Source organism: Mesorhizobium sp. M0633 (genome assembly GCF_040320645.1).
Classification (GTDB): Bacteria; Pseudomonadota; Alphaproteobacteria; order Rhizobiales; family Rhizobiaceae; genus Mesorhizobium.
Map to the genome: position 1 here is coordinate 32,446 of NZ_JAMYQC010000026.1, position 21,733 is coordinate 54,178.

At 61.4% G+C, this 21,733-nt stretch carries 21 protein-coding genes and 2 pseudogenes; 16 read left to right on the forward strand and 7 right to left on the reverse strand.

The genetic code is table 11. From position 1 onward, the window contains the following. Positions 1–11: 11 nt before the first annotated feature. Together NKI47_RS24170 and NKI47_RS24175 are read right to left on the reverse strand one after the other, a co-directional pair. Positions 12–1,082, reverse strand: a complete 1,071-nt coding sequence (locus NKI47_RS24170; protein WP_352593865.1) for a M48 family metallopeptidase — start codon at positions 1,080–1,082, stop codon at positions 12–14. 7 nt (positions 1,083–1,089) lie between these two features. Next, complete coding sequence (locus NKI47_RS24175) at positions 1,090–2,622, reverse strand: acyl-CoA carboxylase subunit beta (RefSeq protein ID WP_352593866.1); 1,533 nt, start codon at positions 2,620–2,622, stop codon at positions 1,090–1,092. 387 nt (positions 2,623–3,009) lie between these two features. On the opposite strand from NKI47_RS24175, the gene NKI47_RS24180 reads away from it, so the two are divergent. Next, entirely contained in the window at positions 3,010–4,428 is a 1,419-nt protein-coding gene (locus NKI47_RS24180) for a DEAD/DEAH box helicase (protein WP_023675109.1), read from the forward strand. A gap of 102 nt (positions 4,429–4,530) precedes the next feature. Here the strand turns inward: NKI47_RS24180 and NKI47_RS24185 are convergent. Beyond that, positions 4,531–4,686, reverse strand: a pseudogene (locus NKI47_RS24185) (alpha/beta hydrolase); the annotation flags it as partial. A 25-nt stretch (positions 4,687–4,711) separates the two neighbouring features. Further along, on the reverse strand, positions 4,712–5,533 hold the full coding sequence (locus NKI47_RS24190) for an SDR family oxidoreductase (RefSeq protein WP_352457508.1): 822 nt from the start codon (positions 5,531–5,533) through the stop codon (positions 4,712–4,714). A gap of 215 nt (positions 5,534–5,748) precedes the next feature. On the opposite strand from NKI47_RS24190, the gene NKI47_RS24195 reads away from it, so the two are divergent. The 6 genes from NKI47_RS24195 (at position 5,749) to NKI47_RS24220 (ending at position 10,484) form a co-directional block, all read left to right on the forward strand. Continuing rightward, positions 5,749–6,783: a cysteine synthase A gene (locus NKI47_RS24195; protein ID WP_023675106.1), complete on the forward strand. Its 1,035-nt coding sequence runs from the start codon at positions 5,749–5,751 to the stop codon at positions 6,781–6,783. Further along, positions 6,783–7,526 (forward strand): alanyl-tRNA editing protein, encoded by a 744-nt coding sequence (locus NKI47_RS24200; protein WP_023675105.1) that lies wholly within the window; start codon positions 6,783–6,785, stop codon positions 7,524–7,526. Before NKI47_RS24195 ends, NKI47_RS24200 begins: the two co-directional genes overlap by 1 nt. Positions 7,527–7,561: 35 nt before the next feature. Then, positions 7,562–8,413: a 3-mercaptopyruvate sulfurtransferase gene (gene sseA / locus NKI47_RS24205; RefSeq protein ID WP_023675104.1), complete on the forward strand. Its 852-nt coding sequence runs from the start codon at positions 7,562–7,564 to the stop codon at positions 8,411–8,413. Positions 8,414–8,418: 5 nt separating this feature from the next. Further along, on the forward strand, positions 8,419–8,982 hold the full coding sequence (locus NKI47_RS24210) for a GNAT family N-acetyltransferase (RefSeq protein ID WP_023675103.1): 564 nt from the start codon (positions 8,419–8,421) through the stop codon (positions 8,980–8,982). 150 nt (positions 8,983–9,132) lie between these two features. Continuing rightward, complete coding sequence (gene dapB, locus NKI47_RS24215; protein WP_023675102.1) at positions 9,133–9,939, forward strand: 4-hydroxy-tetrahydrodipicolinate reductase; 807 nt, start codon at positions 9,133–9,135, stop codon at positions 9,937–9,939. Between the two features lie 77 nt (positions 9,940–10,016). Beyond that, positions 10,017–10,484: a DUF1203 domain-containing protein gene (locus tag NKI47_RS24220; protein ID WP_023675101.1), complete on the forward strand. Its 468-nt coding sequence runs from the start codon at positions 10,017–10,019 to the stop codon at positions 10,482–10,484. Positions 10,485–10,732: 248 nt separating this feature from the next. Here NKI47_RS24220 and ald read toward each other — a convergent pair whose 3' ends face one another. Continuing rightward, on the reverse strand, positions 10,733–11,848 hold the full coding sequence (ald, locus tag NKI47_RS24225; RefSeq protein ID WP_023675100.1) for an alanine dehydrogenase: 1,116 nt from the start codon (positions 11,846–11,848) through the stop codon (positions 10,733–10,735). Positions 11,849–12,004: 156 nt separating this feature from the next. Between ald and NKI47_RS24230 the strand changes: the two genes are divergently transcribed. Continuing rightward, positions 12,005–12,478 carry an Lrp/AsnC family transcriptional regulator gene (locus NKI47_RS24230; protein ID WP_023675099.1) on the forward strand — a complete coding sequence of 158 codons (474 nt, stop codon included), beginning with the start codon at positions 12,005–12,007 and terminating at the stop codon, positions 12,476–12,478. A 13-nt stretch (positions 12,479–12,491) separates the two neighbouring features. Here NKI47_RS24230 and NKI47_RS24235 read toward each other — a convergent pair whose 3' ends face one another. After that, positions 12,492–13,094 carry a 5-formyltetrahydrofolate cyclo-ligase gene (locus NKI47_RS24235; RefSeq protein WP_036238135.1) on the reverse strand — a complete coding sequence of 201 codons (603 nt, stop codon included), beginning with the start codon at positions 13,092–13,094 and terminating at the stop codon, positions 12,492–12,494. A 234-nt stretch (positions 13,095–13,328) separates the two neighbouring features. Between NKI47_RS24235 and NKI47_RS24240 the strand changes: the two genes are divergently transcribed. The 7 genes and pseudogenes from NKI47_RS24240 (at position 13,329) to NKI47_RS24270 (ending at position 19,919) form a co-directional block, all read left to right on the forward strand. Further along, the gene (locus NKI47_RS24240; protein ID WP_352593867.1) at positions 13,329–14,594 is read left to right on the forward strand and encodes an NAD(P)/FAD-dependent oxidoreductase; all 1,266 of its coding nucleotides are present in this window, start codon (positions 13,329–13,331) and stop codon (positions 14,592–14,594) included. A 131-nt stretch (positions 14,595–14,725) separates the two neighbouring features. Next, positions 14,726–16,705, forward strand: a pseudogene (locus NKI47_RS24245) (bifunctional 2',3'-cyclic-nucleotide 2'-phosphodiesterase/3'-nucleotidase). 368 nt (positions 16,706–17,073) lie between these two features. After that, positions 17,074–17,208 (forward strand): hypothetical protein, encoded by a 135-nt coding sequence (locus NKI47_RS24250; RefSeq protein WP_292655342.1) that lies wholly within the window; start codon positions 17,074–17,076, stop codon positions 17,206–17,208. A 103-nt stretch (positions 17,209–17,311) separates the two neighbouring features. Further along, entirely contained in the window at positions 17,312–17,599 is a 288-nt protein-coding gene (locus tag NKI47_RS24255; protein ID WP_254817185.1) for a Dabb family protein, read from the forward strand. 96 nt (positions 17,600–17,695) lie between these two features. After that, on the forward strand, positions 17,696–18,583 hold the full coding sequence (locus NKI47_RS24260) for a VOC family protein (protein WP_352568594.1): 888 nt from the start codon (positions 17,696–17,698) through the stop codon (positions 18,581–18,583). Continuing rightward, a complete protein-coding gene (kdsA, locus tag NKI47_RS24265) occupies positions 18,580–19,431 on the forward strand; it encodes a 3-deoxy-8-phosphooctulonate synthase (protein WP_352568595.1) in 852 nt (283 codons plus the stop codon). Before NKI47_RS24260 ends, kdsA begins: the two co-directional genes overlap by 4 nt. A 122-nt stretch (positions 19,432–19,553) precedes the next feature. Then, positions 19,554–19,919, forward strand: coding sequence for a PRC-barrel domain-containing protein (locus NKI47_RS24270; protein WP_023675091.1), 366 nt, complete (start codon positions 19,554–19,556; stop codon positions 19,917–19,919). 76 nt (positions 19,920–19,995) lie between these two features. Here the strand turns inward: NKI47_RS24270 and NKI47_RS24275 are convergent, their stop codons facing one another. Next, a complete protein-coding gene (locus NKI47_RS24275) occupies positions 19,996–20,118 on the reverse strand; it encodes a hypothetical protein (RefSeq protein ID WP_084642452.1) in 123 nt (40 codons plus the stop codon). Positions 20,119–20,332: 214 nt separating this feature from the next. On the opposite strand from NKI47_RS24275, the gene eno reads away from it, so the two are divergent. Next, positions 20,333–21,607 carry a phosphopyruvate hydratase gene (eno, locus tag NKI47_RS24280; RefSeq protein WP_352568598.1) on the forward strand — a complete coding sequence of 425 codons (1,275 nt, stop codon included), beginning with the start codon at positions 20,333–20,335 and terminating at the stop codon, positions 21,605–21,607. Positions 21,608–21,733: the final 126 nt, after the last annotated feature.

Genomic DNA, 21,733 nt, shown 5'->3' on the forward strand with positions numbered 1-21,733 from the left:
CAGGTGGATAGCTATCGATCGAGATAGTCGGCGATCTTCGATGTCCATTCGCCGTCGAAATGGCGGACATGTTCGGCGACGATCTCATCGCTCAGCAGGCTCGACAAGGCGGAAACCAGAACTGGTTCTATCTCTGGAGCCGAGCTAAATCCAAGAGCAGTCAAACGTTCGGACCAGGGCGGATGATCCGCGCTTTCCTTATCTGGCGCGTCCCAGGCCTTTTGCGCATATTCTTGCAGGATGGGAAGCCTCGACAGGTGACTGGCGGCCGCCAGAACTCTTTCAAGTGGTGGACGAGGCGGTACCATGGTGCCAAGCAGTTCACGTTTAAGCGGAATATACACTTGGTCATCGAAGAACGCACTGGCAGCACCGATCAGCAGCAGGGCGCGCGCCGTTTCATATGCATCGCCGGACATCGCTGCATGACGATCTGCGTCAATTTCCGCCCGCCGCGACAACCGTATTTCTTCGCGCTCCAGCGTGCGCGACAGCGGGCCAAGCATCCAGTAGAACAGGCTGCCCGAAACGGTTTTTCCCGGTGGGGCGAAGTCGAAGATTAGATCGAAGCTCTTTTCGAGTTCGGCCAGGTTGAGCCCGCCATTTGTATCTTTATTTTTCAGATGGGCGTCCTCATGGGCCAAGATCGCCGCAAACCCCTTTTGGTCGGTCGCTGCGAGCAGCGGCAGGCCCACGGTGAGAATTGCCCTGCGACCAAGCAGGCCCAGAAACGGCCGCTCTTCACCGATACTGGCGTTGAGATCGTCGCTCAGGGTGATGCTCGTGCGGCTGGCGCGGTGTTTGCCGGCAATACTCTCCCAGACGGCCCACAATTTCGGGGCTGATTCCCGAGTAATCCCGTCCACCTTGCTGGGTCGAAAACCGGCGAACAATGTCCCGATCAACAGAACGATGGCCAGCATCGCGGCCGGGATTGCAACAACGCCAGTCGCGATGACAGCGAGCGGATAGCAATCGAGGAACCAGAACCACAGGAGTATTGGGCAAAACAGCGGCATGGCGAAGAGCAGGATGGCAAACCTGCCGAAACGCGCTCCTACATAGAGGACCAGGCGCGACATCAACCCCTCACAGCGGAATGTTGTCGTGCTTCTTCCAGGGGTTTTGCATATCCTTGTTGCGCAGCATCCTGAGCGCGCGGGCGATGCGGCGGCGGGTCGAATGCGGCATGATCACCTCGTCGACATAGCCACGCTCGGCGGCAACGAAGGGAGACAGGAAGCGATCCTCGTAAGCTTTTGTATGTGCCGCGATCTTTTCCGCGTCGCCGATGTCCTTGCGGTAGATGATCTCGACCGCGCCCCTGGCGCCCATCACCGCAATCTGCGCCGTTGGCCAGGCATAGTTCATGTCACCGCGCAAATGCTTTGACGCCATGACGTCATAGGCGCCGCCATAGGCCTTTCTGGTGATGACGGTGATCTTTGGCACCGTCGCTTCGGCATAGGCGAACAGAAGCTTGGCGCCGTGCTTGATCAACCCACCATATTCCTGCGCGGTGCGGGGCAGTAAGCCCGGCACGTCGACGAAGGTGACGATCGGGATCGAGAAGCAGTCGCAGAATCGCACGAAACGAGCCGCCTTGCGGCTGGCATCCGAATCGAGCACGCCGGCCAGCACCATCGGCTGGTTGGCGACGAAGCCGACGGTGCGGCCCTCGATACGGCCGAAGCCGGTGACGATGTTTTTCGCAAAATTCTGCTGGATCTCGAAGAAGTCACCCTCGTCGGCAACTTTAAGGATCAACTCTTTGATGTCGTAGGGTTTGTTGGCATTGTCGGGGATCAGCCTGTCGAGCGACAGATCGTGATCGGTGACCGACTGGTAGCATTCGATCTCGGGAATTTCCGCCGTGTTGGAAGCGGGCAGCAGATCGACCAGCCGGCGCATCTGCAGCAGCGCCTCGACGTCATTGTCGTAGGCTCCGTCGGCGATCGAGGACTTCGTCGTGTGGATAGAAGCGCCGCCGAGGCTTTCGGCGGTGACCGTCTCGTTGGTGACGGTCTTCACCACATCCGGCCCGGTGACGAACATGTAGGACGTTTCGCGAACCATGAAGATGAAGTCAGTCATCGCCGGCGAATAGACATCGCCGCCGGCGCAGGGGCCCATGATCAGTGAAATCTGCGGGATGACGCCAGAGGCCAGTACATTGCGCTGGAAGATCTCGGCATAGCCGCCGAGCGCCGCCACGCCTTCCTGGATGCGGGCGCCGCCGGCGTCGTAAAGGCCGATGATCGGCGCGCGGTTGCGCAGCGCCATCTCCTGCACCTTGACCACCTTTTCGGCATGCGCCTCGGACAGCGAGCCGCCGAACACGGTGAAATCCTTGGCGAAAAGATAGACCGGGCGACCGTTGACGGTGCCCCAGCCGGTAACGACGCCGTCGCCGGCGATCTTGGTTTTCTCCATGCCGAAATCGGTCGAGCGGTGCTCGACATACATGTCGAACTCCTCGAACGAGCCCTCGTCGAGAAAGACGTCTATGCGTTCGCGGGCGGTCAGCTTGCCCTTCTTGTGCTGGGCGTCGATGCGGGCCTGGCCGCCGCCCATGCGGGCGATCTCGCGGCGGCGCTCGAGTTCCTTCAGCACGTCCTTCATGACCGGTCCCCGAAACAGAAAGCTGGATTGTGGTAATCATGCCTGGGGGAGAGCGCAAGCGCCGCTTCCTCATGGCTTTTGTTGCGCTGCAACATCGGACCCCTTGCATTCCGAAGCGAACTGGGCCATATGCGGCCGTATAGGCGCTTGGGCCGGGATAATCCGGCCTTCTCGACGAATGAGACTGGTTGCGTCTGTTTTCCCTCTTCCCGACAGATCGGCAAGGTGGCGAAAAAGCCCCGTGGCATGAAGCCTGCGGGCACGACAGCGCAGCCGTGTGGACGATGACGTCCGCCCGCCTTGTCGTTTCATGACAATTTTCGACGGCAGGTTGCGCCCTGCCGCCATCGATGTTTGCGGCCAGAAGCCGCATGAAAGAAGAATATTTTGACCAATGAGAACATTTTGATCGGTAAGGACACTGGGGAACTGAACGGTTTCGCCGCACTTGGAATTACCGGCGCACTGCTCAAGGCCACCAATGCCGCCGGCTTTACCGATCCGAAGCCGATCCAGGCCCAGGCGATCCCGCCGCAGCTCGAAGGCCGCGACATTTTCGGCATCGCCCAGACCGGCTCGGGCAAGACGGCGGCGTTCGCGCTGCCGATCCTGTCGAAGATCATCGCACTTGGCACCAAGCGCCGGCCGAAGACGGCCCGCGCGCTGATCCTGGCGCCGACACGTGAACTCGCGGTGCAGATCGAGGAGATGATCAAGCTGCTCGCCAAGGGCGCGCATGTATCGACCGCGCTCGTGCTGGGCGGCGTCTCGCGCTTCAGCCAGGTGAAGAAGGTTGCGCCCGGCGTCGACATCCTGATCGCAACGCCCGGTCGGCTGACCGACCTTGTGCGTGAAGGCGACCTGATGCTTGCCGACACCAAATGGCTGGTGCTCGACGAAGGCGACCGCATGCTCGACATGGGCTTCATCAACGACGTGAAGCGCATCGCCAAGGCGACGGCGCCGGACCGTCAGACGGTGCTGTTCTCGGCGACTATGCCGGCCGAGATCGCCGAACTGGCGAAAGGCCTGCTGAAGAACCCGATCCGCGTCGAAGTCGCTCCTCACAGCACCGCGGCAGCCGAGATCGTGCAGGGTGTCGTCTTTGCCCGCACCAAGCAGAAGCGCCAGGTGCTGGCCAACATGCTTGCCGATGAGGCGATGAAGTCCGTCATCATCTTCTCGCGCACCAAGCATGGCGCCGACAGGGTGACCAAGGATCTCGAGCGCGACGGCTTCAAGGCCGCCGTCATCCACGGCAACAAGTCGCAGAATGCCCGTCAGAAGGCACTCAACGATTTCCGTGAGGGTTCGGTGCGCATTCTCGTGGCGACCGACATTGCGGCACGCGGCATCGACGTGCCCGGCATCAGCCATGTGGTGAATTTCGACCTGCCGGACGAGGCGGAGAGCTATGTCCACCGCATCGGCCGCACCGGCCGCAACGGCATGGACGGCATCGCCATCACACTCTGCGACCCGTCTGAAAACAGCAAGCTGCGTCAGGTCGAGCGCATCATCCGCACCAAGCTGCCGATCGTTGCCGACCATCTCGGCAGCCCCGATCCGCAGCGCAATCCCGCCGAGAAGAACGAGCGCAGCTTCGAACCGGCCAATGATCGCAACGACCGCAATGGCCGTCGCGACGGCAGGCGGCCCGGCGGCGCAAACAATGGCTTCGGCAAGAAGCGGTTCGGCGACAAGCCGGCCTTTGCGGGCGAGCGCAAGCCGGAAGGCGCCAAGCCCTTCAAGGGCAATAACAAGCGCCGCTTCGGCGGCAAGCGGCCAGCAGCGCGGGCCGCATAATCTGACCGTGTTGCGGTCGGCCAAGCCTGGCTTGGTCACACACGATTGAAGAGGGCGACCGGAGCGATGCTTCGGTCGCCCTCTTGCTTGGGGGCCTTTGGTTCACTTTACCACCGCCTCGATCCACACGACGATCCGCTGCGCGAGGAAAGCCGTGGTCGATGGCGACAGCGCGTCGCCGGCAATGACGTGGTTGTCCGGGTCGCCGGTATCGTCGGCCGGCATCAATTCATGTGCGGCGCCCCAGCGACCCGCAAGTACGATCGCTCGCCCATCACCGATCCTACTCGACTGGCGGCTTGCGGTCGAAATTCAGCGGCCGCGCATTCCAGCGGGTGACCGTGCTGATCACCCATCGGCAGAACGGCCTCGGCAGCATCCTGAGCAGCTTCAGCGTCCAACTCAGGCGGCGTGGGAAAGTGACTTCGAAGCCGCCGTATTCGATGCCTTGCGCGATGCGGCGCGAGGCCAGATTGACCGGCATCAAGCCCGGCATCGGCAGGAAGTTCTTTTCGGTCAGCCGCGTGTCGACAAAGCCCGGATTAATCACCTGGATGCGGACGTTCATCTTGTCGAAATCGTATTTCAGCGACTCGGCCAGGATATTGACCGCCGCCTTGGTGCCGCCATAGGCGGCGGTGGTGGGCCAGCCGAAATAGGCGGTAACCGAACCGATCAGCACGACATGGCCGCGCGAGCGCACGCGCATGCGTTCGATGACTGGCAGCAGGCCGTTGATGATGCCGAAATAATTGACTTCGAAAGACCGACGGAAATTGCGCGCCACAAGATCCTCGCCCGGCGTTGCGATATAGCTTCCAGCGTTGAACACTGCCAACACGATCGGACCGAGATCTTTCTCGATCGCTGCAACCGTCTTCGCCATGCGTTTTTCGTCGGTCACGTCGCAAGGATAGGCTGCGACACGGCCCGCCATCTGCGCCGTTTCGACGATGAGCGTATCGATCGGATGGTCATCTGGCGCAGTCACCGCGACGACATAGCCCCGAGCGGCAAGATCCTTGGCCAGCGAACGGCCGATACCGCTGCTGCCGCCCGTAATCCAGGCGACGCCATGCTTCGGATTGGCCCGATAGAGTGTCATGTTGCGCCCCGCCGGCTCTTCTTAGCCTGTGCTCTACCGGTGAAGAAATCGAATGAAAAGAGTGCTTTTCGGTACATGGTTGAAATGAATACCGGTCGGGCGCTCCTGGCTGCAGGAATTGCAGTGTGCGAAATGCGACTGGACCAGGCAAATTCTTGCCTTGAAACCGAAGCTTCGGGTTTCTAGGGTTTCGCCGCACCCACAAAGGAATCTCCATGCCCCGTTCTGTGATCGACGTGATCGGCAACACGCCCCTGATCCGCCTCAACAAGGCCTCGGAAGCAACCGGCTGCGAGATCCTGGGCAAGGCCGAATTCATGAATCCCGGGCAGTCGGTAAAGGACCGCGCCGGCCTGTTTATCATCCGCGATGCGGAGCAGCGCGGGCTGCTGCGGCCCGGCGGCGTCATCGTCGAGGGGACGGCCGGAAATACCGGCATCGGATTGACACTGGTTGCCAAGGCGCTCGGCTACCGCACGGTGATCGTCATTCCCGACACCCAGAGCCAGGAGAAGAAGGATACAATCAAACTGCTCGGCGCCGAGCTGATCGAAGTGCCCGCCGTGCCTTACAAGAACCCGAACAACTACGTGAAGCTGTCGGGCCGGCTGGCCGAGCAGATGGCGAAGAGTGAGCCGAACGGCGCGATCTGGGCCAACCAGTTCGACAATGTCGCCAACCGTGACGGCCATATCCGCACCACGGCCGAAGAAATCTGGAACCAGACCGACGGCAAGGTGGATGGTTTCGTGTCGGCGGTCGGTTCCGGCGGCACTCTGGCAGGCGTCGGTTTCGGGCTGAAGGCCAAAAACAACCAGGTCAAGATCGCGCTGGCCGATCCGCTGGGGGCAGCGCTCTATTCCTTCTACACCAGCGGCGAGCTGAAATCCGAGGGCAGTTCGATCACCGAAGGCATCGGGCAGGGGCGGATCACCGCCAACCTCCAAGGCTTTACACCCGATTTTGCCTTCCAGATCCCCGACGAGGACGCGCTGCCGATCGTATTCGACCTGATCCAGGAGGAGGGGCTTTGCGTTGGCGGTTCGACGGGCATCAACATTGCCGGCGCCATTCGCCTGGCGCGCGAGCTAGGCCCCGGCCACACCATCGTGACCATGCTTTGCGACTACGGCACGCGCTACCAGTCGAAGCTGTTCAATCCTGAATTCCTGCGCGAAAAGAAGCTGCCGGTGCCGGGGTGGATGGAGCAACAGAGCACGATTTCGGTACCGTTCGAAAGGGTTGCGTGATGGCGCACAAGACCGAAGCGCTGTTTCGTGACGACGCCTATCTGGGGACGGCCGACGCCACCGTCGTCGCAGTCAATGATCGCGGCGGTATCATTCTGGACCGGACGGTGTTTTACGCCACATCGGGCGGGCAGCCGGGCGACACCGGCAGCCTCGAACGCGCCGACGGCACCGGCATAGCGATTGCCGCTACGATCACCGGCGAAACCAAGGACGAGATCATCCATGTGCCGGCGCCGGAGCAGGCAGTTCCAAAGGTGGGCGAGCGCATGAGGCTCGCCATCGACTGGCCGCGGCGGCAGTTGCTGATGCGCATGCATTCTGCCTGCCACCTGCTTACCGTCGTCTGTCCGTTCCCGATCACCGGCGCCGCGGTTTCCGAGGACGACAGCCGTATCGATTTCGACATCCCGGACGCCGGCTTTACCAAGGAAGACGTGACGGCCAGACTGATGGAGCTGGTGCGAGCCGACCACCCGATCTTCACCCGGCTCATTTCCGACGAGGAACTGGCATCCAATCCGGGCCTGGTGAAATCCAAGAATGTGCGGCCCCCGGCCGGCACGGGAAGGATCCGATTGGTCTGCATCGGCGAGAACGCTTCGATCGACAGCCAGCCTTGCGGCGGCACCCATGTAAAGAGCACCAGCGAAATCGGCGAGATCCATATCGGCAAGATCGAGAAGAAGGGCCGCGAGAACCGGCGCTTCCGCATTCGCTTTGGTCCTATGCCGCCAGCCTGATATAGGACTGCGACGGACGGGACAGGAGAGAAAAGATGGCCGACGACAGTCCTTTCACCATCGATGCCGATTGGTTACAGAAGCGGCTCGGCGAACCCGGCCTGACGATTGTCGACGCGTCCTGGTATCTGCCGGCGCAAAAGCGTGACGCGCGCGCCGAGTACGACGTAGCGCATATTCCAGGTGCCCGCTTCCTCGACCAGGATGCGGTTTCGGACCCCGACGCGGCTCTGCCGCACACGCTGCCGTCGCCGCAGCATTTCGCGCAATATGTCGGCGCGATGGGTATTTCGGCCGATGACACGATTGTTGTCTATGACGGGCCAGGGTTCTTTTCTGCACCGCGCGCCTGGTGGTTGTTTCGCGTCATGGGCGTGTTCCAGGTCTATATACTCGACGGCGGCTTCGATCGTTGGAAAGCCGCCGGACGGCCGGTGACGGCGGAGCCGACGAAGATCGCGCCTTGCGTGTTTTATGCCAACTTCGATGCCGCCCGCGTCGCCAGCCTTGCCGACATGCGCCGGATCGTCGAGACGGGGGAGAGCCAGATCGCCGACGCGCGCTCGCCTGGCCGTTTTGCCGGCACCGAGCCGGAGCCGCGCCCCGGCATCCGCTCCGGCCATATGCCGGGCGCGCACAACGTGCCGTTTTCGGCGCTTTCGGAAAACGGCGAATTGTTGCCGAAGGACAGGCTGCGCAAAGTGATCGAAGGAGCCGGCATCGACCTGTCGAAGCCGGTCGTCACCTCCTGCGGGTCGGGCGTCACCGCGGCAGCCGTCACGCTAGCTTTGGAGACGCTTGGCCATGCCGACAACAGGCTTTATGACGGTTCATGGACCGAATGGGGCGGGCTTTCCGACACGCCTGTCGTGACGGGCAAGGACTGACGGTGATGGAAGACGGATCGCTGGAAGACATCGATGTCACCGTGACGTTTCTCGAAATGCATGTGCCGCCTGCCTATTCGCCGCCGCTGCCGTACAACCGCCAGATCGCGCTGCTCAAGACCAAAGACATTCCCCTGCATTTCTACCGCTATTTGATGGATCGGGTCGGCCGCAAATGGCACTGGGTCAATGTGTTGAGGCTGAGCGACGAGGAGCTTGCGGCGGGCATCCACCGCGAGGACCGCGACATCAGGGTGCTTTATCTGGATGGTGCGCCGGCGGGCTTCTTCGACCTCAAGCCGCATTTGCCGGAGGAAGTGGAACTCGCTTATTTCGGAATGATGGAGCACGCGACCGGGCAAGGCATCGGCCGCTGGTTCCTCGGTGCGGCAATCGCCGCGGCATGGTCGCACGGGCCAAGGCGGATAACCGTGCAGACCTGCACCCTCGATCACCCAGCAGCACTGCCGCTCTATCAAAAACTCGGCTTTACGCCAGTGGCGCAAAAAAAGGAGGTCGTACATCCGATGTCTTTTGCCGAGCGCGCGGCCAGCGTCATGCGGCCCTGATTTTCAGGCCCGTTCATCCGAGCTTCAGCTTGTCTTTGCAACGTCCCAGAGTCTCTGGATCAACACTCAAAGGTGAGCCCGACTTGAATGAGCTTGGCTCTTTCCATATCGCTATCGTCTAAAAACCGATGGGTGATGGAGGATCGCACGATGGCAATACGCGTGGTAATGGCCGGCGCGACCGGCTGGGTCGGCAAAGCGCTGGTTCCGGCGATCGGGGCGCAAGGCGACATGGCGCTGGCCGGGGCTGTATCACGCAGCGGCGCGGGGCAGGATTCCGGTCTGCTGGTTGGTATGCCGGCTAATGGTATTGCCGTTTCGGCCTCGCTGGCCGAGGCGCTGGAGGCGCCGTCGGACGTGCTGGTCGACTTCACCAAGCCGCATGTCGTGAAAGACCATGTGCTGCTCGCCATCGACAACGGGCGGCACACGGTGATCGGCACGTCGGGACTGGGAGCTGCCGACTATGCCGAGATCGACGCCGCGGCGCGCGCCAATGGCGTCGGCGTTGTTGCCGCTGGCAACTTTTCCATCACCGCCACGCTGATGAAGCGGTTTGCACTTATGGCGGCAAAATACGTGCCGGACGTCGAGGTCATCGATTATGCTAGTGCAAAGAAGCCCGACGCGCCCTCCGGAACCGCACGAGAGCTTGCTGAAGCGCTGGCCGACATCCGCAAGGCCTCAACGGCAAAGCCGGTCTCCGAGGTCTCCGGCGTGCCGGCCACACGCGGTGGTGCGGTCGGCGCAGGCGAGGGGGTGCAAGTGCACGCGCTTCGCCTGCCGTCCTACATCCTGTCCTGCGAGGCGCTGTTCGGTCTGCCAGACGAGCGGCTGACCATACGCCACGACGCCGGCTCGTCCGCGGCGCCTTACGTGGCGGGCACGCTGCTCGCCATCAGACGGGTACAGCAGATCAAAGGTCTGGTTCGTGGTCTCGAGGCGCTGATGGATTGATCCATTTCGGCAGGAATCGGGTGGGAAGCTCTGCCTTGCGAGCATAATTTCCGGTCGACGACACCGGAGATTTTGCCATGACGCTAAAATTCAAAGCCTTGCCAACCAATGCTGTCCGGGCACTTCAGCGCGGCGGGCCGGATGCTTATGGCTTGAAGCCAGAGCGGCAACTTTCGGATGGCGACGGCGTGCCTTGCCGTCATTGCTTGAAAAATATTGCTGTGGGAGAAGCCTATCTTGTTTTGGCCTATCGGCCTTTTCCGGAGCTGCAGCCTTATGCCGAAACGGGGCCGATCTTTCTGCATGCGAAAGAATGCGAACGCGCCGCCGAGGGGAAAATGCTTCCCGAAATGCTCGAAAGCAGCGATTACATTGTGCGCGGTTATGGCAAGGACGACCGCATCGTTTACGGCAGCGGCGGCGTCATTCCGACCGACGCAATTGCCGCACGGGCAGAGACGTTGTTCGAACGCGACGACATCGCTTACGTCCACATCCGCTCGGCGCGCAACAATTGCTATCAGTGCCGGATCGACCGCGCGTAACCGGACAGGCTGCACCGGCTTGGGGCTGTCGTACTCCCGTCGCATACAAGCGGTAGAAACACACTGTCGATCGATTTGCCGACCGCGGATGAACCGGCGGGAATTTTCGACAACCGAGGAAGCGGGGCTTTGGCTCCGCTTTTTTGTTGTCCGGTTATTCCGCGCGCCCGACACTTTTCAGTTTTTCGACATAAGAAAAAACCCGTCGGACGAATCCGACGGGCACTGGAGAGGCAGATTCGGACAGCTCAGGCGGCGAGAACGGCCTTCGGCTCGACCAGGTCGTAACCGAGCGCTTCGGCCACTGCGCGATTCGTGATCTTGCCCTTGTGGACGTTCAGCCCGTTGCGCAGATGGTGGTCGTCTACCAGCGCCTTGAGGCCCTTGTCGGCGAGCTGCAGGCCATAATGCAGCGTCGCATTATTGAGCGCGTGGGCCGAGGTGACCGGCACCGCACCCGGCATGTTGGCGACGCAATAGTGGATGACGCCATCGACCTCATAGGTCGGCTCGGCATGGGTGGTGGCGTGCGAGGTCTCGAAGCAGCCGCCCTGGTCGATGGCGACGTCGACCAGCACGGCGCCTTTCTTCATGCCCGACAGCATTTCGCGCGTCACCAGCTTGGGCGCTGCTGCCCCCGGGATCAGCACGGCGCCGACGACGATGTCAGCCGAAAAACATTCTTCCTCCAGCGCCTCGACGGTCGAGTAGCGGGTGTGGACGCGGCCGCCAAAGATGTCGTCGAGCTGACGCAGGCGCGGGATCGAGCGGTCAATGATGGTGACGTCGGCGCCAAGGCCGGCGGCCATCCGTGCAGCATGCAGGCCGACGACGCCGCCGCCGAGCACAGTGACCTTGCCGGGGAGCACGCCGGGCACGCCGCCAAGTAGCACGCCGCGGCCACCATTGGCCTTTTGCAGCGCCGTTGCGCCCGCCTGGATCGACAGGCGGCCGGCGACTTCCGACATCGGTGCTAGCAGCGGCAGACCGCCGCGCTCGTCGGTGACCGTCTCGTAGGCTATCGCGGTCACGCCGGAGGCCAGCAGGCCCTTGGTCTGCTCCGGATCCGGGGCAAGATGCAGATAGGTATAGAGGATCTGGCCGTCGCGGAGCTGAACCCATTCGTTGGGCTGCGGCTCCTTGACCTTCACGATCATGTCAGACTTGGCAAAAACGTCGGCGGCCGTTTTGGCAATCGTGGCGCCGGCGGCGCGATACGCGTTGTCATCGGCGCCGATGCCGGCGCCGGCGCCGGTCTCGATCAGCACTTCATGGCCATGCGCGACATATTCACGGACCGAACCCGGTGTCAGGCCGACGCGGTATTCATGGTTCTTGATTTCCCGGGGGCAACCGACGCGCATCTTTTTCTCCTGATCCGGCCCTTTGGGGCTCGTTCCCTGTCTAGAGATAGTGAACCACGAATCGTTCGGTAAGTGTTTGCGAATGCGCTTGCCAGAGAGGCCACTGTTCGATAATCGTTGCGCAAAACATTAGAATTATCGCAGGAACCCGCAAAAATGCCGCTCGACAGGATTGATATCGCCATTCTCGAGACGCTGCAGAAAGACGGGCGGATACCCAACGCAGCGCTCGCCGAGAAGGTTGGCCTGTCGCAGTCGGCCTGTTCGCGGCGGCTGGACAATCTGGAGAAATCCGGAACCATCCGCGGCTATCACGCACGGCTGTCCAACGCTGCACTTGGGCACCAGATGACGGCGATCGTACATATATCGCTGTCCGGGCAATTCGAGAAGACGTTGTCGGATTTCGAGGCAGCGATAAAGCGCTGCCCGAACGTCCTGTCCTGCCATTTGATGTCGGGCGAATATGACTACATCCTGCGCATCGCGGCAAAGGATCTCGTCGACTACGAACGCATCCACAAGGAGTGGCTGTCGGCAATGCCGCATGTGACGAAGATCAATTCGTCTTTTGCCTTGCGCGAAATCGTCGATCGCACGGCCGTGGGAATGAAGCCTGAACTCGCCTAGGCCCCGAACTCGCCTAGGTGTTGACTGCCTCGGTCACCACACGGTCCATCCGAATGTCGTGCGGCTGCGGGTAGATGGTGACGATGCGCTGCAGTTCGTAGCCGACGCCGATGACCAGCGGTTTGAAGGGCATCGCGGCAAGCGTGCGATCGAAGAAGCCGCCGCCATAACCCAGGCGAAACTGCCCGGGATCGATGCCGACGATCGGCGAAATGACGATGTCGGGCAACACCGGATCACCCTCGGCCGGTATCGGGATATTCCAGACGCCCTTCTCCAGCCGGTCTCCGTGGGTATAGGCGCGAAAGACAAGCGGCCGGTCTTTCTCGACGACGACGGGCAACGCCGTGCGCCCGCCCCGCGCGTTAACGGTTTCCATCCACGGGCGCAGGTCCGGCTCGCCGCGAAACGGCCAGTAGAGGCTGACCATGCGGCCGGCGATGTCGCCGATCACCGCGTCGAGCCCTTCGGCAATGCGCTGCGACATAGCTGCGCGCGTGTCGGCCGAAACGGCAAGGCGGGATACGATCAACCGCTCGCGCTCGGCCTTGCGCCAGCGCCTTACGTCGGTCCAGTCGGATAGCGGCGCTTGGAACTCCGGATCAAGCTCGTGCATAAAACAAGGCGGCGAGGCGTACTGCGCTGAGTCTTCATCTTCATTCCTAGCCATGCTTCACCTGCAATATACTGTTCCGACCAAGTCGTATCCGGGACGTAAGCTATATCCGGGAATGAGTCTGCAGCATGCGTATTCACGACATCAAGAGACGAGTCCCAGGCAGTTGCAGCGCAGGCATTGCTGCACTGCACAAGGATACTTACATCAGCCTTGGCGAGAGGGATGAGTGAGATGAACATAGCCAACCATCACGTCGTCGTCGTAGGCGCCGGTTTCGGCGGCCTCGAATTCACCCGCGCACTTGCCGGCGCGCCGGTGCGCATCACCATGATCGATAGGCGCAATCATCACCTCTTTCAGCCGCTGCTCTACCAGGTGGCGACGACGGCCCTGGCCACCTCCGAAGTGGCTTGGCCGATCCGCCATCTCCTGCGCAGGCGCAAGGACGTGACGACGCTGCTTGCCACTGTGACTGGCATCGACCGCACCGGCAAGCGGGTGCTGCTGCAGGACGGCGGCACGGTCGCTTACGACACGCTGGTGCTGGCCACCGGCGCGCGGCACGCCTATTTCGGCCATGACGAATGGGAGCCATTCGCCCCGGGCCTGAAGACGCTGGAGGACGCCACGACCATTCGACGGCGTATTCTTTTGGCTTTCGAGCAGGCCGAGCGGGAAACCGATCCCGCCAAGCGCCAGGCACTGCTGACGCTGGCGATCGTCGGCGGCGGGCCGACCGGCGTGGAATTGGCCGGCACGATTGCCGAACTGGCGCAGGACACGCTGCGCGGCGAGTTCCGCAACATCGACACGCGCGAGACGCGTGTGGTGCTGATTGAGGCCGGCGAACGCATCCTTGCCAATTTCGCGCCGGAACTCTCAAATTATGCAATGAAGGCGCTCGAACGGCTCGGCGTGACCGTCGAACTCGGCCGAGCGGTTACGCGCTGCGATGCTGAGGGTGTCGTCTTCGGCGACAGGCATTTGCCGGCCAGGACAATCCTGTGGGCGGCGGGCGTCGCCGCTTCGCCGGCCGCCGAATGGCTCGGCGCGGCAGCGGACCGCGCGGGCAGGGTGCTTGTCGAGCCCGACCTCACTGTACCGGGAAACCCGGAGATTTTCGTCATCGGTGACGCAGCGCACGTCCTGCGACCGGATGGCCGGCTGGTGCCGGGCGTCGCGCCCGCCGCCAAGCAGCAGGGACGGCACGTCGCCACGGCGATCAAGGCAAGGCTTTCCGGTGACGCGACACCGCGTCCTTTCAGCTACAGGCATGACGGCGATTTGGCGACGATAGGCAAGCGCGCGGCGGCCATCGATTTCGGCTGGATCAAGCTTACCGGCCGGCTTGCCTGGTGGCTGTGGGGCTTGGCGCATATTTACTTCCTGATCGGCTTTCGTAACCGGCTTGCGGTTTCCCTGAGTTGGCTATGGATCTACTTCACCGGTCAGCGCAGCGCGCGGCTGATCACGCAGGGCGACGACGATAAGGCCTGATTGTTCGCTGCCGGACATTCATCGGCGCGTCACCTCCTCTTGATGGAATCGGTTTCTGGACTCGGCTGGATTTCGGCGCGAAGCTTTGCTTCGGGCAAGACTTGTCACGTCGTGGAAGAAAGAGAAAACGAATGTCCCAATTGCGCCACCTCGTCCCACGCCGCGATTTCCTCGCCGGCCTCGCCGCCAGCGGAGCGCTGATTATGCTGCACCCGTTCTCCGCCCGGGCTCAAGCCAATCAGGCGCATCTGAGGATTATGGAGACGACCGACATCCACGTGAACGTGCTGCCTTACGACTACTACGCCGACAAAGCTAACGACACGATGGGGCTGTCGCGAACGGCATCATTGATTGAAGCCGTGCGCAAGGAAGCAACCAACGCGATGCTGATCGATAATGGCGACATTCTGCAAGGCAACCCGATGGGCGACTACATTGCCTACGAGAGGGGGATGAAGGACGGCGATCTGCATCCGGTCATGAAGGGCATGAACCTGCTCGGCTACGAATGCTCGACGCTCGGCAATCACGAGTTCAACTACGGCCTGTCGTTCATGGACAAGGTGCTGGCCGGTGCCAATTTCCCGTTTGTCTGCGCGAACCTGATCCGCGGCACGGAGCTCGCCGCGAACCCGCGCGACGACAAGCTTTATCTCAAGCCTTACGTCATCCTCGACAGGAAGATCAAAGACGGGTCGGGCGCCGAGCAACCGATCAGGATCGGCATCATCGGCTTCGTGCCGCCGCAGATCATGGTCTGGGACCTGAAAAATCTCGAGGGCAGCGTCAAGACGCGCGACATCGTCGAGGCGGCCAAAGCGTGAGTGCCGCAAATGAAGGAAGAAGGCGCCGACATCGTCATTGCGCTCTCCCATTCCGGCATCGACGTGAAGCAGGACGACATGATGGAGAATGCCTCCTTCTTCGTTGCTGGTGTCGAAGGTATCGACGCGGTGTTCACCGGCCACCAGCATCTGGTCTTCCCCGGTAAGAAGGACTTTCAGTCGCTGGAAGCCGTCGATACGGCGAAAGGCACGTTGCAAGGCAAGCCCGCCGTCATGGCCGGCTTCTGGGGCTCGCATATGGGGCTGATCGATCTGTTGCTGGAGCGCGACGGATCGACATGGAAAATCGTCTCGGCGACCTCTGAGGCCAGGCCTATCTTTGAGCGGGTCGACAAGACGAACAAGCCGACCGTCGCGGACGACCAGCGCATCGTCGACGCGCTCAAACAGGACCACGAGGCGACGCTCGCCTATGTGCGTCGGCCGGTCGGCAAAACCTCGGCGCCGCTCTATTCCTATTTTGCGCTGGTCGCCGACGATCCATCGGTGCAGATCGTCAGCCAGGCGCAGACCTGGTACTTGAAGGACATCCTGAAGAACACCGAGTGGAAGGATATGCCGCTGCTGTCGGCGGCGGCACCGTTTAAGGCGGGCGGGCGCAACGGCGCCGACTATTACACCGACGTGCCGGTGGGCGATATCGCCATAAAGAACGTCGCCGACCTCTATCTCTATCCAAACACGGTGCGCGCCGTCGAAATCACCGGGGCAGAGGTGAAGGAATGGCTGGAAATGTCGGCTGGCATCTTCAACCGGATCGAGCCCGGCAAAGCTGACCAGGCGCTCATCAACACCGACTTCCCGTCTTATAATTTCGACGTGATCGACGGCGTCACCTACAAGATCGATCTGTCGCAGCCACCGAAATATGATTCGAAGGGCGGGCTGGTGAATGCTGGCTCGACCCGCATCATTGACTTGATGTTCGACGGCAAACCAATTGATCCCAAGCGGAAATTCGTCGTCGCCACCAACAACTACCGAGCCGGCGGCGGCGGCAATTTCCCGGAGATCAATGCCTCGAAGATCATCTACGAAGCGCCCGACACCAACCGCGACGTGATCGTGCGCTATATCGTCAGCGAAGGCACCATCAACCCGTCGGCGGATGCCAACTGGTCGTTTGCGCCACTACCGGGAACCAGCGTCGTGTTCGAGACCGGCGCCAAGGCGAGAGAGTTTATTGCGCAAGTGAAGTCGCTGACGATCGAGCCGGCGGGCGAGGGCGAAGCGGGGTTTTCCAAGTACCGCATCACGCTTTGAGGCAAGGATTTGAGCGTCGGCTCGAAACTGTCTCAGCGTTAAGATACTGTGCCGATACGGCCAATCCGTTTGAGACAGGGGGCCTCTTCAAGCAGGTGGTGCGAAACGCCGCTTGACGGCAGGCATGACCAGATCCAGCGCGTCCGTCGAAATCCCACCGGAATAATCGTGTGGCAGTTGGTCGATCGAGGCGGGAAGCGGTCGTCGAAGCCGAGCGGGGTTATCTTTCCAAGGCGCCCTGCAGCGGTAGCGCCATTCTGGCCAGCAAGCATCGCAGCGGACAGACCAAAGGCCGTTAAATTCGGGGAGAGTCCCAGCAGGGCCGGAATCGCTATGGTTGCAACCGTCCATATGCGCTAGTTTTAGTCATGCGTTATGTCATCGTCATCACGACCGTCACCTTTTTCCTGATCTGGGACGGCATTTACAACCAAGGCCGCTACCTCGACAGGACGGTCAGGGAGGTGACCCGCATCGTGCACTATGTAACCAGCATGGTGTAGTTTCTCTTCGCTGCTACGGTTCGCAGACGCGACAAACCTGCCGATTGACGGCACGCTCCCGCTGACACAAAAGAACGCCGGTCCAACGGTCGAGGAGGCTGGGTTGATCCGGCATATCGTTTTCTTCAGCGCACGGCACAAAGCGGATGTCGAGGCAGTGCGCACGGGCCTCCTGGCGCTTGGCAAGATACCTCATTCGCGTCATTTCGAGGTAACGCTCAACACCAAGGTCGACCCGCTCTCGGATGAGATCGATGTGGTCGTCTACGCCGAGTTCGAGGACGAAGCGGCGCTCGCCGCCTACAAGGCGCATCCGCTCTATGCAGAGACGACCAGCCGGGTCAAACCTCTGCGCGAATTGCGTTATTCGGCCGACATCGTTGCAAGTTGACGAGCCGCCGTCCCCTACGGGCTGAGGTGGTCTTGCCGCTGAGACGTCGGCCAAGCCCTTGAACCATTTTCAGGAATGAGGCACATCGCGCGGGACATGACCGAGAACACCCCCGCAAGGCCTCATCCGCTCGATCACCTGGTGCTGCCGACAGCGAGCCTCGATGTTGCGCGGGCGCGCTTGACCTCGCTCGGCTTTACCGTTGCGCCGACAGGTATCCACCCTTTCGGAACGGAAAACTGCTGTGTCTTCCTCACCGACGGCACCTATCTCGAGCCGCTCGCTGTCGCCGACAGACAGACTGTGGCAACGGCGATCGCGAACCGCAATGTCTTTGTCGGGCGTGATCTCACTTATCGCGAAAAAAACGGCGATGAAGGATTTTCTGCCGTGGCGCTGGGCACCGACAGCGCCGCCGCGGACCACGCGCGCTTCATCGAAGCCGAACTGTCGGCGGGAGACATGCTCAGTTTTTCGCGCGCCTTCGCTGATGCGACAGGAAAGAGCGACACCGCATCGTTCAAGCTGGCCTTCGCGGCTACAGGCAAGACAACGGACGCTTTTCTCTTCGCCTGCGAGCGGATCAATGCGCCGAACGTCGACCGTACTGCGTTGCAGGCCCACGCCAATGGCGCAACCGGCATTGTCGAAATCGTGGCAGTCAGTGGCGAACCTTTCGAACAAGGCCATTTGATTTCGATCGTAGCCGGAATCGAGGCGCAGGGCGGCGGCACTGTCTATGAGTTGCCGAATGCCGTCGTGACCGTTCTGGATCCTGCAGCCTATTCGGCACGCTTTGGCATTCCTGCCGAGGCGCAATCTGAACTCCGCTTTGCTGGGATCGTCTTTTCGATTAGGCATGGCGATGCCGTCGCCAAGTTGCTTGCAGCCAATTCCGTCGAACACCACATGCGCGGCGGTGATACCATCGTGCCGCCGGCGCCAGGGCAGGGCGCAGCCTTCATTTTCCGGGAGATCGCATGAACAAGCTCAATCCCCTGATGCCGAACTCTTCCGTTGCGGTCGGCAAGGTCATTTTCGGCAACAGCGCGCCCCTGTCGCTGATCGCCGGTCCATGCCAGTTGGAATCGCGGCAGCACGCTTTCGACATGGCCGGTGCGCTAAAGGAACTGACCGAAAGGCTCGGCATTGGGCTCGTCTACAAGACCAGTTACGACAAGGCCAATCGCACCTCGCTTGGCGGCACGCGCGGTGCGGGACTTGAAGCGGCAATGCCGATCTTCGACGATTTGCGCAAGAATTTTTCGCTGCCGATCCTGACTGACGTCCATACCGAGGAACAATGCGCGATCGTCGCGCCGCATGTTGATATCCTGCAGATTCCTGCCTTCCTTAGCCGGCAGACCGATTTGCTGATTGCTGCGGCAAGAACCGGCAAGGTGGTCAATGTGAAGAAGGGGCAATTCCTCGCGCCGTGGGACATGAAGAACGTCGTCGCCAAGATCATCGGCTCCGGCAACGCCAATGTCTTGGTCACCGAGCGCGGCGCATCCTTTGGTTACAACACCCTGGTGTCCGACATGCGGGCGCTGCCGATCATGGCCGAGATCGGCGCGCCGGTGATTTTCGATGCCACCCATTCCGTGCAGCAGCCGGGTGGGCAGGGCGGTTCGTCTGGAGGTGACCGGCGCTTTGTCGAGACGCTGGCGCGCGCGGCCGTCGCGGTTGGCGTAGCCGGCGTCTTCATCGAGACGCACCAGGACCCCGACAACGCGCCTTCCGACGGTCCCAACATGGTGCCGCTGAAGGATCTTCCCGCATTGCTTGAACGGCTGATGGCGTTCGATCGCATCGCCAAAAGCGTGGGTTGAACCAGCAGTTGCGCCACAGCAGCGCGGCCAAGAAAACTTTGAAGAATTTCGAACCCGCCTGGAACCTTAGCCCGCGGCCCTCATTGTCAAAATCTAATGTCAACGACGACGAGGAGCACACCATGACGACCCAGACGGGACACACCGAAGCCATCGCCGCTTCGCGGGTTATCGGCACATCGGTCTACAATACGGAAGGCACTCATATCGGCGACATCGAGGACGTCATGCTCGACAAACTGTCGAACGGAATCATGTTTGCCGTGATCGGTTTTGGCGGATTTCTCGGCATCGGCGAGAAATACCACGCCATTCCGTGGGCAAGCCTAGACTATGATGAGAACAAGGGTGGCTATGTCGTGCCGTTCACCAAAGACCAGCTGATGGCCGCTCCTTCCTATTCGATCAACGAGCTGACCGGCGCCGACGGAGAGGCCGCGCGTGACGCCTCATACAACTACTACAAGGTCGAGCCTTACTGGCACTGACCTTACTGGCACTGACTAAGTCTCCTGGAATCAAAAAGGCCCCCGGAAATCGGGGGCCTTTCGATGTGGCGGGATGCTACTGCGCAATCTGCAGGGCCGGCAAAGGCGACGATCCCTGCGGGGGTTGCTGATTGTCGCACGACGTCAGGAACGCAGCCGCAATCAGGAACAAACTCACAATACCGCTCAACTGGGACATGGCGAAACTCCTCCTGTTTCGCCCCGCGCGACAACAGCCATAGACCAGAAACCGGCATGCGGCGCATGACAAATGATGACAGCGCTTCGTGCTTCGTGAATCCCAAGAGCGGCAATGGGCGCACGGGCAATATTTGCAAGTGCCCCGATTGCGTTTTGCAGCGCTTTGGCTAAGAGGTGCGCGACGCTTCAATCGATCAATCGGGGACATCGCAATGACGGCCATCATCGACATTGTCGGGCGTGAAATCCTGGACAGCCGCGGAAATCCGACCGTCGAGGTCGACGTCGTGCTCGAAGACGGCTCGATGGGTCGCGCCGCGGTGCCGTCCGGTGCCTCGACCGGCGCGCATGAGGCAGTCGAACTACGCGATGGCGGCCCCCGCTATCTCGGCAAGGGCGTGCTGACAGCGGTCGAGGCGGTGAACGGCGAGCTGTTCGAGGCGATCGGCGGCATGGAGGCGGAGAATCAGATCCATATCGACCAGACCATGATCGATCTCGATGGTACGGCCAACAAGAGCCGGCTCGGCGCCAATGCCATCCTCGGCGTGTCGCTGGCGGTGGCCAAGGCCGCGGCCGAAGCGGCCGACCTGCCGCTGTACCGTTATGTCGGCGGTACCAAAGCTCATGTGCTGCCGGTGCCTATGATGAACATCATCAATGGCGGCGCGCATGCCGACAACCCGATCGATTTCCAGGAATTCATGATCCTGCCGATCGGCGCGCCGACGCTGCGCGACGGCGTGCGCTGGGGCTCGGAGATCTTTCATACGCTGCGAAAGAAGTTGAAGGACGCCGGCCACAACACCAATGTCGGCGACGAGGGCGGCTTTGCCCCCAACCTGAAGAGCGCGCCGGCCGCGCTCGACTTCATCATGGAATCGATCGAGCAGGCTGGCTTCAAGCCCGGCGAGGAGGTTGCGCTAGGCCTCGACTGCGCGGCGACCGAATTCTTCAAGGATGGCAACTACGTCTATGAAGGCGAGAGGAAGACCCGCGACCCGAAGGCGCAGGCCAGATATCTGGCCAAACTCGCTGCCGACTACCCGATCATCACCATTGAGGACGGCTTGGCCGAGGATGACTGGGACGGCTGGAAAATGCTGACCGATCTCATCGGCAAGCAAACGCAGTTGGTTGGCGACGATCTGTTCGTCACCAACACGGCGCGGTTGCGCGACGGCATCCGCATGGGTGTCGCCAATTCGATCCTGGTCAAGGTCAACCAGATCGGCTCGCTTACCGAAACGCTCGACGCCGTCGAGACCGCGCACAAGGCCGGCTATACCGCGGTGATGTCGCACCGCTCGGGCGAGACCGAGGATTCGACCATCGCCGACCTCGCCGTTGCCACCAATTGCGGGCAGATCAAGACGGGCTCGCTGTCACGCTCGGATCGCATGGCCAAGTACAACCAGCTCATCCGCATCGAGGAGGAGCTCGGCAAGCAGGCGCGATATGCCGGCAAGTCCATCGTGAAAAGCTGATTTCCGAGAGAAAATCCGCGGCGGCGAGGGCGGGGACATTCCCGCCCTTTTTTGCTTCCTGGCTCTGAATCCAACAGTCTGTAACCGTCCATTAAGCACAATCGGGCGACAAAGGCGGCGCAGAGG

Coding starts and splice junctions, on each gene's coding strand:
- NKI47_RS24235 (WP_036238135.1), bottom strand. CDS start 13,094: ATGCACGAGCTTGATCCGGAGTTCCAAGCGCCGCTATCCGACTGGACC.
- NKI47_RS24170 (WP_352593865.1), bottom strand. CDS start 1,082: ATGTCGCGCCTGGTCCTCTATGTAGGAGCGCGTTTCGGCAGGTTTGCC.
- NKI47_RS24275 (WP_084642452.1), bottom strand. CDS start 20,118: ATGTCCCAGTTGAGCGGTATTGTGAGTTTGTTCCTGATTGCGGCTGCG.
- NKI47_RS24195 (WP_023675106.1), top strand. CDS start 5,749: ATGCCCCGTTCTGTGATCGACGTGATCGGCAACACGCCCCTGATCCGC.
- dapB (WP_023675102.1), top strand. CDS start 9,133: ATGGCAATACGCGTGGTAATGGCCGGCGCGACCGGCTGGGTCGGCAAA.
- eno (WP_352568598.1), top strand. CDS start 20,333: ATGACGGCCATCATCGACATTGTCGGGCGTGAAATCCTGGACAGCCGC.
- sseA (WP_023675104.1), top strand. CDS start 7,562: ATGGCCGACGACAGTCCTTTCACCATCGATGCCGATTGGTTACAGAAG.
- NKI47_RS24250 (WP_292655342.1), top strand. CDS start 17,074: ATGCGTTATGTCATCGTCATCACGACCGTCACCTTTTTCCTGATCTGG.
- NKI47_RS24230 (WP_023675099.1), top strand. CDS start 12,005: ATGCCGCTCGACAGGATTGATATCGCCATTCTCGAGACGCTGCAGAAA.
- NKI47_RS24220 (WP_023675101.1), top strand. CDS start 10,017: ATGACGCTAAAATTCAAAGCCTTGCCAACCAATGCTGTCCGGGCACTT.
- NKI47_RS24270 (WP_023675091.1), top strand. CDS start 19,554: ATGACGACCCAGACGGGACACACCGAAGCCATCGCCGCTTCGCGGGTT.
- NKI47_RS24240 (WP_352593867.1), top strand. CDS start 13,329: ATGAACATAGCCAACCATCACGTCGTCGTCGTAGGCGCCGGTTTCGGC.
- NKI47_RS24190 (WP_352457508.1), bottom strand. CDS start 5,533: ATGACACTCTATCGGGCCAATCCGAAGCATGGCGTCGCCTGGATTACG.
- kdsA (WP_352568595.1), top strand. CDS start 18,580: ATGAACAAGCTCAATCCCCTGATGCCGAACTCTTCCGTTGCGGTCGGC.
- NKI47_RS24175 (WP_352593866.1), bottom strand. CDS start 2,622: ATGAAGGACGTGCTGAAGGAACTCGAGCGCCGCCGCGAGATCGCCCGC.
- NKI47_RS24210 (WP_023675103.1), top strand. CDS start 8,419: ATGGAAGACGGATCGCTGGAAGACATCGATGTCACCGTGACGTTTCTC.
- NKI47_RS24200 (WP_023675105.1), top strand. CDS start 6,783: ATGGCGCACAAGACCGAAGCGCTGTTTCGTGACGACGCCTATCTGGGG.
- ald (WP_023675100.1), bottom strand. CDS start 11,848: ATGCGCGTCGGTTGCCCCCGGGAAATCAAGAACCATGAATACCGCGTC.
- NKI47_RS24260 (WP_352568594.1), top strand. CDS start 17,696: ATGACCGAGAACACCCCCGCAAGGCCTCATCCGCTCGATCACCTGGTG.